The organism is Acinetobacter sp. Marseille-Q1623 (assembly GCF_902809895.1).
Taxonomy (GTDB): domain Bacteria; phylum Pseudomonadota; class Gammaproteobacteria; order Pseudomonadales; family Moraxellaceae; genus Acinetobacter; species Acinetobacter piscicola_A.
Window position 1 is genome coordinate 296,899 of the sequence record NZ_CADDWG010000001.1, and the last position, 15,269, is coordinate 312,167.

Consider the following 15,269-nt stretch of genomic DNA (forward strand, 5'->3'; position numbering starts at 1 on the left):
AATTAAACGAAAAGCGAAAAAGATGCTGCTTCATTCAAGTTAGGTAACCTGATATTGAAGGCGAGCAAGGTCTTGAAGATCCTGTAGCAATTTACGTTTGCTAAAAATCATTGCCCAAGAACTACCACCGAGCTGACGCCAAAGGTGCGCCATTTGCAAACCTGTAAATAGACAAGCGCGAATACGATTGGTATGTGTAGGGTCTTTAAATGCTTCGGCATTACCACGCACTAAAATACGTGGATTGATTTGTCCTGCGGTATCGACATAGGTCTGTGCAAGATTAGCAATAATACTTGGATGAGTATAATCATTATCAAAAAAAGACAGCTGTTTTAAGATTTTTTGCTGAGATTTTTCAATGATTTCGACAAATTCGGGATTGCTATAAACTTTTTTTTCCAAGCTTAATAATGCCATGGCATAGGACATAGGCAGTTTAGCATTGGATAATTTTGGAATTCTTGACTTTGGTGCAGAATTAAAGGGTTGGGTAATGCTGCCTTCTAAGGTCTTTAAACCCAAAGAAATATCAGATAATTGATGAAAAAAATCTAAAGTTTTTGAGGATTGATTGTCTTGAGGGCGGATATTTAGGCTAGCTTTGATGAGTTGTTCAAAATAGAAATTACCACTTTCACCAATACTTTGACGTCCTGACATTGCAGTCATATGGGTGAGCTGTGTGGCTTGAAACACAGCTGCTAACGCCAAAGTTTTATTTTGGCGTGGATTCAAAGTTTGAGGCTGTTGAAAGGGTAGATCAACCATGCCTAAATTCCTTGCAGTTTGTTGAATGACTTAATCAATAAAATCAGGTTTTGGTGCATTGGTATGATGAATCACACCACCACCTAAGCAGACGTCATCTACATAGAACACGACGCTTTGACCTGGTGTGACTGCACGTTGTGGTTCATCAAACTCTACGCGTACACCATTGGGTGTAGTTGGGTCTTTAAACAAAGTACAGGTCTGATCAGGCTGACGATAACGTGTTTTTGCCGTACATTTAAAACCAGCTTCAGGAATGTCTTGTTCACCAGCGACCCAGTCAATCGCTTCAGACCATAAAATGGTGCTTTGCATGAGTGGATGTTCATGACCTTGACCAATCACTAAACGGTTATTTTCAATGTCTTTATGTAAAACGAACCATGCACCTTCTTCAGCACCTTTGAGACCGCCTAAACCAATCCCACCACGCTGACCGAGCGTATAGTACATTAAGCCATGATGTTCACCAACCTCTTTTCCTGTATCAAGGACAATTTTTCCAGGTTGAGCAGGTAAATATTGCTTTAAAAAGTCATTAAAACGACGTTCGCCAATAAAACAGATCCCTGTAGAATCTTTTTTCTTCGCAGTCGCTAAACCGAGTTCTTCAGCAATTTTACGTACTTGCGGTTTTTCAATTTCACCGACAGGGAACAAGGTTTTATTGATTTCACGACCATGAACCGCATGGAGGAAGTAGGTTTGATCTTTATTTTGATCTACACCACGCAGTAAGGGTGCATATTGTTCACCACGAGCGTTGGTTAATGTTTGACCACGACGACAATAATGTCCAGTCGCAATAAAGTCTGCACCTAAGTTTACGGCATGGTCTAAAAATGCACGAAACTTAATTTCTTTATTACATAAAATATCTGGGTTAGGTGTACGACCTGCGGCATATTCTTGTAGAAAATGCTCAAATACGCGATCCCAGTATTCCATGGCAAAGTTGGCTGTATGTAATTTGATACCGATTTTGTCACACACAGCTTGTGCATCGGCAAGGTCTTCCATTGCAGTACAATATTCCGTGCCATCATCTTCTTCCCAGTTTTTCATGAAAAGCCCTTCAACCTGATAACCCTGTTGAAGTAAAAGTGCAGCAGAAACAGAAGAATCTACACCACCCGACATACCGACGATGACACGTTGTTGCATAGGACTAGGCATCCAAATTTGAAATGAAAGGAGAGTTTTGATGCTCATAGATGAGCGAAAGTGGGTATTTTTGCCCAGAAAGTGCATCTTGTACAGCTCTAATCACCAATGGACTACGGGCGCGGGCTGACTCGATGAGTTCGTCAAGTGTCATCCACTTTGGTCCAACAATGCCTGTATCAAGCTCGGCTTCTGGGAAATAATCTAAAACATGGGCTAAAAAGCAAAATCTAAAATAGGTGCGGTCAGGAAACATCGGAGGCGTATACGTATACATACCGAGTAAAGCGTCTACTTCGACTGCATGACCTGTTTCTTCCATGGTTTCACGGATTGCTGCTTGGACAATGGATTCACCGCACTCGACATGTCCTGCGGGTTGGTTAAATACCGTATGTGTAACACCTTCCGTATGTTCTTCAACAAAAAGGAATTTTCCATCTTTTTCTACAACTGTAGCGACGGTAACATGAGGAGTCCAAGAGGTCATAACCAAAACCATGGGAAATAAAGCACTATTCTACAAAATTTAGGCGTTGATGGCTATGTTTGCATTCATTTGAAATGGTATTTAAAAATTACCAATTGATTGGTAGATAAAAAAGAGCAGAGGGTTAGTCTGCTCTAAAAGATTTAGCTAGGAAATAAATGTGCAAGAACATTATTATTCTGAGTCTTTATACAAATATGCATAACTTGCATAACAGCAAGTGATAAAAATTAAACAGCAGATAAAACCCACCACCATGTCAGGGTCGAATACCATACTGATACAAGTAATGAAACAGAACACAAAACCTAAAATCGGTACGATGGGAAATAACGGCGCAGCAAAACCTAATTCTTCTTTACGACGACCTGATTTATACCATTCACGGCGGAAATTAAACTGACTCCAACAAATACTCATCCACACGACGACCATCGTAAATGCCGCAACACCAAGTAAGTTTTTGAAAATGGTTTCAGGTGCAAAATGTTCAGACAATAAACCCGGTAATGCACCCAGCATAGTGACCATAACTGCAATATAAGGAATACCACGTGCATTCAGTTTAGAAAAAACAGTCGGCAGTTGTTTTTTTGCAGATAATGACCACATCATGCGAGAGGCTGCAAATAAACCTGAATTGGCAGCAGATAATAAGGCGGTAATGATGACGAAACGAATAATGTCTTCTGCATATGGGATACCAATATGATTAAAGACGGTGACAAAAGGACTACTGCTGACACCTTCTGCATTTAAACCTGCCATTTCATGCGGTAAGAGCGCACTAATCACAATGATTGTACCAACAAAGAAAATCAATAAACGCCAGATAGCAGTATTGATGGCTTTGGGAACATTTTTTGCAGGATCTTTAGTTTCACCTGCTGCAACACCAATTAACTCTGTGCCTGAAAATGCAAAATTAACAATCAGCATGGTGGTAAAAATAGGAATTAGCCCATTAGGAAACCAATCATTACCCGTTAAGTTGCTAAATAATGGCGCGGAACTATAACCTTCATAATTGACCAAACCAAAGATTGCTAACAAGCCTAATACAATAAAGGCAATAACCGTGATGACTTTGACCAAAGATAGCCAAAATTCAGACTCGGCAAACCAACGTGTTGAACTCATATTGAGACCAAACACTACGCCTGCAAAAATAATCGTCCATAGCCACATAGACACTTGTGGAAACCATTCCTGCATCAATAATGCTGCAGCGGTAAATTCAGTGCCTAGGGTTGCTGACCATGTGAGCCAATATAGCCATGTCACCGTATAACCTGTTGCAGGGCCAATATATTTTTGTGCATATGTTCCAAATGAACCTGATTCTGGCATATGCACTGCAAGTTCACCTAAACATAGCATCACCATATAGGCGATGATCCCACCCAAAATATAGGAAATAATGGCACCAATCGGTCCTGTTTGTGCAATAACTTCACCTGAACCTAAGAATAAGCCCGTACCAATGGCACCACCCAGTGAGATCATCACCAAGTGTCGCGTGCTCATAGCACGTTTTAATGGTGCAGAATGTCCTTGATTTGGAGCATCATGCTGTGTGTGAGGTGACTGCATAAAAGTAATTTAGCTAAATAACGAAGCGCAACATTGTAGGTGTTATTGATGCAGAGTTCAAAGAAGAATTGATAAAGTAAAGACAATTGTCATTATTGACAAAGAGGAGTTAGCACGATTATGAGTGAATAATCATTTGGAAATGCGAGAACATACACAAAGAATGAATGATTAAATTCATTGCGAGAGATTTAAAAATAAAAAAGCATGAATACTAGAATGCTTATGTATTAAGCACAGTATATTAGATATATGGCGACCCTACGGGGATTCGAACCCCGGTTACCGCCGTGAAAGGGCGATGTCCTAGGCCTCTAGACGATAGGGTCAATAAGATGAGGCGTACCTTTGAATTTAGAAACTAAACCATGAATTAATGGCGACCCTACGGGGATTCGAACCCCGGTTACCGCCGTGAAAGGGCGATGTCCTAGGCCTCTAGACGATAGGGTCGTTTCAGAGGTGGGCGTATATTAGGGTGGATATTTAAAAGTGTCAAATATTTTTCTGCATTTAAAATCAAAAAAATAAATAACTGTTTAAAAATAAAACAATATTCACAGCTTTAAAGCATTTGAGTTTAAAAAATACCTATTTTAGGGTGTCGTCTAAGTTGTGAGTGATACATCCATTGCTTATATATTGCATCAGTGACAACACTACACTTAAAGAATATGCTGTTGTTTTCAAGGTTTTATTCAGATATTAGTATTTTGTGGAACGACACGACTGCGTGAAAAATCTGAGCGCTTGATTGTTATTAGGTAATTTTTTGATTGTATGTGACCGATGATACCAAGCTTATCGGCATGTTTGCTTTTTAAGCAGATTCCTGTAACAAATGGATAAATTTTTATCGGTTTTAAAGGCAGATCGAAATTGGTTAAGTTAACGAGTTAGATAAAACCACTCGATCACGTCCCCTTTGCTTAGCAAGATACATTGCCTCATCAGCAACTGCAACCAATGATTCCCACGTACTATTTTGTGTTGGGATGCAGCAGTGTACACCCACGCTAATGGTGATATTTAATTGTCGTGTTCCATCTAAGTCCACCATGATCGAACGAACATGATGACATAGACGTTCTGCTAAAATATGTGCTTCATCTAATGTGGTATGAGGTAAAAGTAGAATAAACTCTTCACCTCCGTAACGGGCAGCTAAATCCATTTCTCGGCATTGTTGTCTTAATATTTGTGCAACGACTTGAATGACACGGTCACCTGCTAAGTGTCCATATTCATCATTAAATTTTTTAAAGTGGTCAATATCAATTACCATTAAAGACAAGGGGGTTAGCTGCTTGGATGCTTGTAAGGTCGCTTCTCGTATTGCTTCAACTAGCGTAGCGCGATTAGGGAGTTGGGTTAAATAATCAAGCCTTGCTTTATCTTCTTCAAGTGCGGCTTGACGGTCTCGAAGCATAATTAAAAAACCAAATGACATCACCACCATTTTTAAAAATAAAATTAGACAAATTGCCCACATCGCTAAAATATCTTGTGTAGAGGCTTGTATTGTAAATTCAGGATTTGGGCGAGCTGCTATAAACATAAGGGGGAGTATTGTGGCAAGATGAATTAAGGCACCACCGCTGACCAACAGCCAACCTGTACCAGGGGTCCGTGAGCGCATGCGAAATAAAACCAAAATGGTATATATGGTTTGTAATACGGTGATTACACTTTGCAGCATGTTAAACCATGCAATATTTTGGGGTAGACAGCTTATGGCTAAAGTAAGCGTGGCGAATATCGGAATTAAAATAACAGCACAATCACGATTCCATTGAGTACTTTGACAAAAGCGTTCTAAAGCGACTGTAAAGGTTGCAATCGCAAAACTGATGAATAATTTGGAAATGACAGGAATGACGAACCATTCCAATATATTTTGTAAAAGGAAACTGATGTAAGCAAAAGCATATAATAAAGTGCTTATCACAGCCCAAGACATGCCTTGTTTCCAATAGTGCTTGCCCAATGCCCACATCACCCATGACACTGTAAAAGCTGTCAATGCTGCCATACTAAATGCAGTTAAAAAATCAGGGGATGGTAGGTTCATTGTGCGACCTAAAGACACGAGTTTATAGAGCATATAATTTTACTTCATGTAATTTTTTTTTATAAGATAATGATTTTTTTAATTTTTATAATTTGATGCTGTTATATTTTATTGAAATTAATGTGATTTTCGTTGCAATAATTGATCAATTTTTTGCACTGCTGTTATATTCAATATGCATGTTTAGTCTTTCGCTGTGCGTATGGTATTTTGTGTCATAAATTGAAGTATTCAATCATTTTATTGTCAATAGCTTGATTAAATAATGTTGTTGATATCAAAAAAGCCCATCTTTTTAGATGGGCTTTTTATTTTAAGCTATATATTTTTAATTAAGCTTCAATAGTTTGCACTGCAATTTTCTTCGCAGGATCAGTCTTGCGACGTACTTGTGGAACAGGCTCACCATAATATTGACGGTCTGCAAAATAACTTGAACGCACCATTGGCGCTGCCCAAATGTTTCTAAAACCAAGCTTTTGACCATGTGCTGTATAACGCTCAAACTCTTCAGGCGTGACAAAACGGTCTATCGGTGCATGTTCTTTCGAAGGTTGTAAATACTGACCAATGGTCACATAGTCCACGCCATGTGCGTGAAGATCATCAAGCAAAGCAATGACTTCTTCTTCAGTTTCACCAATTCCCACCATCAAACCACATTTGGTTGGAATTTCAGGGCAGTATTCTTTAAACATTTTTAATAAGTTTAGAGAATGCTGATAGTCAGAACCTGGACGCATGGCTTTGTACAAGCGGGGTACAGTTTCAATGTTGTGATTAAATACATCAGGTGGACATTCAGTCATGATGCGTAAAGCCACATCCATACGACCACGGAAGTCAGGCACTAAAATTTCCAATAAAGTTTTAGGACTTAAAGCACGAGCTTCTTTAATACAATCGACAAAATGTTGTGCACCTCCATCGAGGAGATCATCACGGTCTACAGAGGTAATCACGGCATATTTTAAACCAAGATTGGCAATGGTTTCCGCCATGTGACGTGGCTCATCAGGGTCAAGTGCATTTGGGCGACCATGTGCGACATCACAGAATGGACAGCGACGGGTACAAATATCACCCATGATCATAAAGGTTGCAGTACCACCACCAAAACATTCAGGGAGGTTGGGACAAGCTGCTTCTTCACACACGGTATGTAATTTTTGAGCGCGAAGTGTTGTTTTGATACGCTGAACTTCATCAGGCGCAGCCATTTTCACCCGAATCCAGTCTGGCTTTCGAGGTGCTTCAACCGTTGGTACAACTTTTACAGGAATACGAGCAACTTTTTCTGCACCACGTAATTTTACACCCTGTTCAGGTTTACGGTTTTCTGACATATTCAACTTTTCCACTGTTTTTGACGGTAGGTATTTCGCTATATTATAGCGGAATTGGAAAATGAAAGGGTAAAAACACTATTCATTTTCTAAATGTAGTTATCACAGAATATATGCATGGGAAATACAGAAAATTATGTGAGTTTAGTTCATAATATACATTGCATATAGACAGAATTCGGAAGGAGCTTTGAATGCCACGTAAAAAAGAAGTCGTTAGTGGGAATTATGTGAAATACGATGCAGTCGTACTTGGCTCAGGTCCTGCTGGTGAAGGCGCGGCAATGAAGCTTGCTAAATCCGGTAAGCGTGTTGCAATTGTGGATGTGCGTGAGCAGTTGGGTGGTAACTGTACTCATGTCGGCACAATTCCAAGTAAAGCACTGCGTCAAACGGTATCGAGTATTATTCGTTACCAGCGTGATCCGATGTTTAAAAAGGTTGGGGATTGGAAACAATTCACCATGAAACAAGTATTGCGTAATGCACATAAAGTGATTCAACAACAAGTCGATACGCATTCACGTTTTTATGACCGTAATAATATTGATGTATTTCATGGTCAAGCCTATATTCAGGATAAAAATACAGTCATCATTTTTGGTGAAGATGGCATTAAAGAAACATTAGGTTATGGTCAATTGGTTGTAGCAACAGGTAGCCGTCCATATCATCCACAAGGTTTAGACTTTAATCATCCTCGTGTATTTGATTCAGACAAAATTTTAGACCTTGATTTTACGATTCATAAAATCATTATTTATGGTGCGGGTGTGATTGGTTGCGAATATGCATCGATTTTCATTGGTCTAGATCATAAAGTTGACTTGATCAATACCCAACATCAACTTTTAAGCTATTTGGATGATGAAATTGCTGATGCCTTGTCTTATCATTTGCGTGAACAAGGTGTATTGATTCGCCACAATGAGCAAATTGACCATTTAGAAACCTTTGATGACCATGTTGTACTGCATTTACAAAGTGGTAAAAAGATCAAAGCAGATGCGATTTTGTGGTGTAATGGTCGTTCAGGGAATACCGATGGCTTAGGTTTGGAAAATGTAGGGATCACACCAAACAGTCGTGGTCAGCTTGCTGTGAATGATCAGTACCAAACTGAAGTCGAAAATATTTATGCGGCGGGTGACGTCATTGGTTGGCCATCTCTTGCATCGGCTGCCTATGACCAAGGTCGCTGTGCTGGTTCAAATATGTCTGGTGAAAAAGACATTAAACCCGTGAAAGACATTCCAACAGGAATTTATACTATTCCTGAGATTTCATTCTTTGGTAAAACTGAAAGTCAGCTGACTGAAGAAAAAATTCCATATGAAGTGGGGCAAGCATCATTCCGTCATTTAGCGCGTGCACAAATTACGGGCGATACCGTGGGAGAGCTTAAAATCTTATTCCACCGCGATACTTTGGAGTTATTGGGTGTGCATTGTTTTGGTAATAATGCAGCTGAAATTATTCACATCGGTCAAGCCGTGATGCAAAGTGGAAACAACACCATTAAGTATTTTGTTGAAACGACATTTAACTATCCAACGATGGCTGAAGCGTATCGTGTAGCAACACTCAATGGTATGAATCGTTTATTCTAAAACGATTTTAAAATTTTTATATCGTATTTCACCCGTAAGTTTAGGCTTGCGGGTTTTTTATGAATTGAGTAAAACCATTAGCGTCTCACGAAAAATAGAAGATGTGCACAATACTATGACCATTCAATCTGTCATGATTCAAGGCTTTCGTTCAGTTCGCAAGCTTAACTTGCCCTTAAAACAATTAAATATCATCAGTGGTGCAAATGGTTGTGGCAAATCTAATCTTTATAAAGCGATGCGTTTGTTGCATGAAGCAGCCAATGGACGCTTATCACAAGCGATTGCTGAAGAAGGCGGGATTCAAAAAGTAATGTGGGCAGGTGGTCATCGAGCAGGAGATCGGGCGCAAGATCCAAAACGAATGATTTTAGCTGTAGACATGCAATATTATGAATATCAGATAGAAATCGGTTTTCCTGAGCCATTAATTAGTTTATTTGCTTTAGATCCATTGGTGAAAAAAGAAAACATTTGGTTGAGTGGCTATCAACGTCGCGGTATGAGTGAGCTGATGCAACGGGTTAATCAAGCTGCATTTTTAAAAAATGTTGAGGGTGAAAAAATGAGTTACCCGATGACGTTAACACAGGAAGATTCTATCTTTGGACAACTGTCTGATCCACATTTATATCCTGAAGTGTCACAAGTACGAGAAAGCATGAAAAATTGGCGTTTTTATCATGAGTTTTCGGTGAGTACTCATTCTCCGATGCGGATCCCTCAGGTGGGTATTCGATCACCTGTTTTGGCGCATGATGGTGCAAATTTGGCAGCGGCTTTTGAGACTTTACGAGAGCGTGGGCAAACAGAAACTTTATATGCGATATTAGAAAAAGCATTTCCTAATACTCAGTTTTATGTGGAAGAATTGGGTGGACGTTTTCAAATGATGATGAAGCGCGAGGGGATTTTGAGACCTTTGGAAAGTGCTGAATTTTCAGATGGGACATTACGCTTTTTGTGTTTAGCAGTGGCATTGCTGAGTCCACGCCCCCCCAACTTTATGGCATTGAATGAACCTGAAAATAGCTTACACCCTGAGTTGTTACCTGCGCTGGCGATGTTGATTGCTGAAGCGAGTCAGTTTACTCAATTATGGGTGACAAGCCATTCATCTGATTTGGCTAAAATGATTAGGCAATATCGTGAATTTCAACATATTGAGTTGGGTCAGAAAAATGGGGAAACGGTTGTTACAGCTGTATCAGGATGATAATCAACCTGCCAAGACAGGTTGATTATTTTATTACATTTGATCTAATTTTAAGCGAGTAAACCACGTTTAAAATCTAAAAATGCCTGTTGAATTTCAGCTTCAGAATTCATCACAAATGGCCCATGAGCAACAATGGGTTCATGAATGGGCTCGCCACTGGTGATTAAAATTTTTGCATCTTCGAGACACTCGATTGCAATTGAATCGGCATCATGGGTTAAATATACAGTTTGCATGCCTGAAAACTCTTGTTCATCAATTTTTACTTTGCCACTTAAAACAAAAATAATATTGTTCCAAAGGGGATTAAACTCAAAGTGTTCAACAGCATGTTGATTTAAACGCACATCTAACAGATTGATTGGGGTGAAAGTGTGAGCTGCCCCTTTGACGAAGCGTTGTCCATTCACATATTGACCTGCAATAACACGCACAATGCCATGGTCATTCGCAAGTTGAACTTCGGGAATATTTTGCTCAGTTAGCTCTTGATAACGTGGTTCAGTCATTTTTGTATGACTTGGTAAATTTACCCAAAGTTGTACCATATCTAAATCACCGCCTTTTTTGGCAAAATCTTTGGAATGATGTTCTTCGTGCATAATGCCTCGACCCGCAGTCATCCATTGCACTTCATTTTTGCCAATTTTACCTTGATTGCCTTTTGAATCATGATGTTCAAGTTCACCATCATAGACAATAGTCACTGTTTCAAAGCCACGATGCGGATGCATACCTACACCTCGCTGATGTGTAGTAGGTGTAAAAGCATATTTACCTGTATAGCCCATCAAAATAATAGGACTAGTGGCAGTGCTGATTTCGTGCATAGGTAACATTGAGTGGGTTGGGAAACCATCACCGACCCAGTTGCTACGATGACTGGTATATACTTTTTCAATAGTTTTCATTGTAGTATCCTCAAATCTATATTTCGCTTAATATTTATTATCGAGGTATAAAGACAGGATTAAAGAGCGAAAATAACAACAGATTTTTCTATTTATAGGATGATGAATGCAAAATCTCAATGACTATTACTATTTTGTTCAAGTTGTTAAATATCAAGGTTTTACAAAGGCGAGTGAAACATTGGGGATCACCAAGTCCAAACTATCTAGACGTATTTCAGATTTGGAAGCTCGTTTAAAAATTCGTTTGATTCAACGCAATACTCGACAATTTACAGTCACTGAGGTTGGGCAACAATTTTATCAATATTGTCTAAAAATCTTAGATAATGTGGATAACGCTGAAAATTTTATTCAAAGTACCTTGTCAGATGAGCCAACAGGTTTGGTGCGTATCTCATGCCCAATCGCATTGGTTGAAATGCCTGTGGGTGAGATGATTGCTGATTTTATGCAGACCAATACGCATGTACGTGTGGATTTGGTGGCAACGAATCGACGGGTAGATTTGATTGCCGAGGGAATTGATCTTGCGATCCGTGTCCGTAATACACCTTTAGATGATAGTGATTTGATTGTACGAGAATTGGATGCATGGGAACATGCTCTCGTGGCAAAGCCTCATTTGTTTCAACACCTGGCGATTCCACAAAGTCCAGAAGATTTAGCACAATTGCCAAGTATTGGTTTTCATGCAGCAAAAGCCATGTGGACATTACATAAATGTGGTGAGGCTAATCTTTTTCATGATATTGAATTTCAACCCCGATTGAAAACTGATAATTTTAGTGCAATGAAAGCCGCCGTATTAAAAGGGGTGGGTATTGCATCTTTGCCACGCGTATTTGTGCATGAGGAGTTAAAACAAGGGACTTTAATTGAATTATTACCTGAATGGCATTTACCAAAAGGTGTGATTTATATTGTTTATACTTCTCGTTTGGGCATGTTACCTGCGATAAGAGTGTTGTTGGAACATTTACTTACGGCGTTTAAGGACTTGAAGCTTGAGTCGTGAAGAGATTTAAAATTTATCAAAAAAGCCTGAATGACAGACACTATTTTATGTGTTTGCCATTCACATGATCATCTCAATGTGCACAAAATGCCATATTAAAATATTCAAAAAGTTCAGGCGTATTTAGCCAAAGCACTGCGGAAAGAGTGAATAAAAAAATTAGCCCAAGTGTGATGCTCAGTTTTAACCATGAAAATGCGTTAGTCATCGACCACAGACTCCTCATTGACAAAGAAATGAACCATTACCCCGAAAACACTCAAGACAATTGAACAAGCCCACATCATATTATAATTACCTGTTAAATCATGATTCAAGCCACCTAGCCAACCACCAAAAAATGAGCCAACTTGATGGGTGAAAAACACGATGCCACTGAGCATGGTTAAATATTTAACCCCAAACATATTGGCCACAATGCCGTTTGTGAGGGGAACCGTCGATAACCATAAGATGCCCATGATGATGCCAAAGCTATAAATCGTCCATATACTCAGAGGTAACATCAAAAACGCGACAATCGCGATACCACGCAAGCCATATAACCACATCAGTAAATGTGGTTTAGAAAATTTATCGCCTAAATAACCTGCACCATAAGTTCCCACGATATTAAATAACCCAACCAAAGCGAGGAAAACAGTACCATTAGAGGCATCAAAACCATGATCGACCAAATATCCAGGCAAATGAATGCCTAAAAATACCACCTGAAATCCGCATACGAAAAAGCCTAAAGCCAAAAATAAAAAAGGTTTATGTGAAAACGCAATTTTTAAAATTTGTTTAAATGTTAACGCAGGTCGAGTGATTTTTGAAACTGTAGCTGGGGCATTATACGTAGGTGCTTTAAGCATCCATGCTAAAGGAACGATGAATGCAACTAAAATAGCACTGATCACCAAGGCAGATGACCAACCCACATTCTTAATCAATAATAATGTGGTCGGGAGCATGATGAATTGCCCAAAAGAACCTGCGGCACTGGCGATTCCCATTGCCATGCCACGTTTACTTGGGTGTGCAGCACGTCCCACCGCAGACAATAAAACCGAAAATGAAGTGGCAGAAAGTGCAAGTCCAATAATCAATCCAGCACTTAGATCAAGCAGCCATGCTTCGGAGCTGACAGACATCAGTAGTAGACCGATGGTATATAAAACACCACCCACAGCGACCACGATTTTACTGCCATATTTGTCGGCTAATGCACCTGTGAAAGGTTGCACAGCACCCCATAGGAGGTTTTGCATGGCGATAGCAAGGCTAAATACTTGGTGATTCCACTGAAACTCATGACTCATCGGAACAAGATATAGCCCAAAACCGTGTCTCACACCTAATGACAAAGCGAGTATGAAAGCACTGCCAATCAGCATATAAATTAAGGGTTTAGAAAATTTAGTTTCATCAATAGTGTGTGCAGTCATACAACATCCATGGCATAAGGCTGAATAAATTGTATCGGATTCATCACTTTAAAACGACAAAATAAAAATTTAACAATCAATAAAATAAAGTTATCTAGAATATTATGTGGGTGAGGCAAGGGATTTAATTTTTACCTGCATGTATGTTTATCATTTAAGCGACTTTGTCGTGATTTGATTCTTTTAATTTTTCGATGAGATGGGCGTAGTGTAATCTTCTTTAGAAATGATCAGCCTAAGATGAGGTGAATTTTGCAATCAAAACGCCTCATCTATTCCTCTTATTTTGGTTAGATCATCTATTTATTCATAATCTTAGAAGCGATAACCTATTCCTGCATAACCTAAAATGGGGTTAATTTCGATATCGGTTTTAGCATTGATCAGTTCACCTAGTTTTTCATCTTTAACCGCAATGTTTGCTTCAGCGGTCAGTTGTGCATAACTCACAGAGCCCACTGCAAACCAACGATCATTAAAATCATAGGTAAAACCTACAGTGGCTACAGGTGCAATGACATCATTTGCATCCAAACTAACTTCAGGTTTTGCCTGACTTACTTTGCCATCAAGCGCTGCACCTGCTTGTCCTTGTTTAATATTTGCGATCATATGTCCTGCATCAATCAAATCTTTTTCTAGACTTGGATTCATTTCCAGTTCATTAAAATAGGCATACATCACACCTACACCAATATAAGGGCGGAATTTATTGACCCCTGTTTTGCCAAAATGATATTGCAACTCTGCAGCAGGTGTCCACGCTCGGGCTTCGGCAACTGCACCCCCATGATTTTCTAAATCAGTGATGAGCAAATTATTTTTCATATCAATTTGGGGCAGTGGAATGCCAATAACCTCAGGTGTCGCTGATGCTTCAAAAGGGGCATAAATTTTTCCTTTACCTTGAATGTCAACTTTTGGGGGAATACCTGCTTTCACTTCTAAGGAAATATGGTCAGTAAAAAAATAATTACTCATTAAGCCTAAAGTGGTGACATCATCTGCCTCCAAACCTGTTCCAGCACTTTCCCATTGACTTAAGCCATGGATTTCAGCCGTACCACTCAAAGCACCCGGCAAAGTATCCATGCCTAAACCATCTAGAAAATTGACAAAGATTGAAGATAAATTGGGGTCCATATCTGGATCCATATTGTTTTTGACGGAATCAATGGAGATATCCCCAACTTTGGATTTTTCACCTTCTTTGACAGCAGTATTGATTTGAATAGGCTGTGCTTTGCCTTGAGGCATGACGTGTAAAGCGCCTACCGATACGGAAAAACGCTTAAAGCCATCGCCATCTTTTAAGCTGAAATAAGGAGAATCGGCATAAGACCATGTTGAGAATAGAGGAATGCTACTCATAAAGCATAAAAGTACTTTTTTCATAAAATGGACTCCATGTCCGCTGTTACTCATTGTTATCAGCTTCATTATTTGATTGTTTTACGGCAGAAGAATGTTGCATTTAACAAGGACTTTATTTAATAAATGTTCTCGTTTTAGGGCTTTTGTTGATGAATCCCTTAATTTTTATAAGGCTTTGTAATGATGTTACAGTTAAATTACATTGTAAAATTCACATGATTATTTTTTTAATATTTTGAAAAATAGATCATTTAACCAATATACACACG

12 protein-coding genes and 2 tRNA genes are annotated in these 15,269 nt (G+C 39.2%); 3 read left to right on the forward strand and 11 right to left on the reverse strand.

Annotation, left to right across the window (positions count from 1 at the left end):
- Nucleotides 1-39: 39 nt before the first annotated feature.
- From hflD to lipA, 8 genes are all read right to left on the reverse strand, one after another.
- A complete protein-coding gene (gene hflD, locus HUV91_RS01410; protein WP_130074749.1) occupies nucleotides 40-771 on the reverse strand; it encodes a high frequency lysogenization protein HflD in 732 nt (243 codons plus the stop codon).
- Between the two features lie 30 nt (nucleotides 772-801).
- Nucleotides 802-1,938, reverse strand: a complete 1,137-nt coding sequence (gene mnmA, locus HUV91_RS01415; RefSeq protein WP_174492289.1) for a tRNA 2-thiouridine(34) synthase MnmA — start codon at nucleotides 1,936-1,938, stop codon at nucleotides 802-804.
- A 4-nt stretch (nucleotides 1,939-1,942) separates the two neighbouring features.
- A complete protein-coding gene (locus HUV91_RS01420) occupies nucleotides 1,943-2,428 on the reverse strand; it encodes an NUDIX hydrolase (RefSeq protein ID WP_174492290.1) in 486 nt (161 codons plus the stop codon).
- Between the two features lie 174 nt (nucleotides 2,429-2,602).
- The gene (locus tag HUV91_RS01425; protein ID WP_174492291.1) at nucleotides 2,603-4,021 is read right to left on the reverse strand and encodes an amino acid permease; all 1,419 of its coding nucleotides are present in this window, start codon (nucleotides 4,019-4,021) and stop codon (nucleotides 2,603-2,605) included.
- A gap of 253 nt (nucleotides 4,022-4,274) precedes the next feature.
- Nucleotides 4,275-4,350: transfer RNA gene (locus tag HUV91_RS01430), tRNA-Glu, on the reverse strand.
- A 48-nt stretch (nucleotides 4,351-4,398) separates the two neighbouring features.
- Nucleotides 4,399-4,474: transfer RNA gene (locus HUV91_RS01435), tRNA-Glu, on the reverse strand.
- 430 nt (nucleotides 4,475-4,904) lie between these two features.
- The gene (locus HUV91_RS01440; RefSeq protein ID WP_174492292.1) at nucleotides 4,905-6,092 is read right to left on the reverse strand and encodes a sensor domain-containing diguanylate cyclase; all 1,188 of its coding nucleotides are present in this window, start codon (nucleotides 6,090-6,092) and stop codon (nucleotides 4,905-4,907) included.
- Between the two features lie 332 nt (nucleotides 6,093-6,424).
- Nucleotides 6,425-7,438, reverse strand: a complete 1,014-nt coding sequence (lipA, locus tag HUV91_RS01445; RefSeq protein ID WP_130074754.1) for a lipoyl synthase — start codon at nucleotides 7,436-7,438, stop codon at nucleotides 6,425-6,427.
- Nucleotides 7,439-7,632: 194 nt separating this feature from the next.
- On the opposite strand from lipA, the gene sthA reads away from it, so the two are divergent.
- Together sthA and HUV91_RS01455 are read left to right on the forward strand one after the other, a co-directional pair.
- A complete protein-coding gene (gene sthA / locus HUV91_RS01450; protein ID WP_130074755.1) occupies nucleotides 7,633-9,048 on the forward strand; it encodes a Si-specific NAD(P)(+) transhydrogenase in 1,416 nt (471 codons plus the stop codon).
- Nucleotides 9,049-9,163: 115 nt separating this feature from the next.
- Nucleotides 9,164-10,264, forward strand: a complete 1,101-nt coding sequence (locus HUV91_RS01455) for an AAA family ATPase (RefSeq protein ID WP_174492293.1) — start codon at nucleotides 9,164-9,166, stop codon at nucleotides 10,262-10,264.
- A gap of 50 nt (nucleotides 10,265-10,314) precedes the next feature.
- Here HUV91_RS01455 and HUV91_RS01460 read toward each other — a convergent pair whose 3' ends face one another.
- On the reverse strand, nucleotides 10,315-11,178 hold the full coding sequence (locus HUV91_RS01460) for a pirin family protein (RefSeq protein WP_174492294.1): 864 nt from the start codon (nucleotides 11,176-11,178) through the stop codon (nucleotides 10,315-10,317).
- A 106-nt stretch (nucleotides 11,179-11,284) separates the two neighbouring features.
- On the opposite strand from HUV91_RS01460, the gene HUV91_RS01465 reads away from it, so the two are divergent.
- A complete protein-coding gene (locus HUV91_RS01465) occupies nucleotides 11,285-12,196 on the forward strand; it encodes a LysR substrate-binding domain-containing protein (RefSeq protein ID WP_174492295.1) in 912 nt (303 codons plus the stop codon).
- A 200-nt stretch (nucleotides 12,197-12,396) separates the two neighbouring features.
- Here the strand turns inward: HUV91_RS01465 and HUV91_RS01470 are convergent, their stop codons facing one another.
- Both HUV91_RS01470 and HUV91_RS01475 read right to left on the reverse strand, forming a co-directional pair.
- Nucleotides 12,397-13,626, reverse strand: coding sequence for an MFS transporter (locus HUV91_RS01470; RefSeq protein ID WP_174492296.1), 1,230 nt, complete (start codon nucleotides 13,624-13,626; stop codon nucleotides 12,397-12,399).
- Nucleotides 13,627-13,941: 315 nt separating this feature from the next.
- Nucleotides 13,942-15,021 carry an OmpW/AlkL family protein gene (locus HUV91_RS01475; RefSeq protein ID WP_174492297.1) on the reverse strand — a complete coding sequence of 360 codons (1,080 nt, stop codon included), beginning with the start codon at nucleotides 15,019-15,021 and terminating at the stop codon, nucleotides 13,942-13,944.
- Nucleotides 15,022-15,269: the final 248 nt, after the last annotated feature.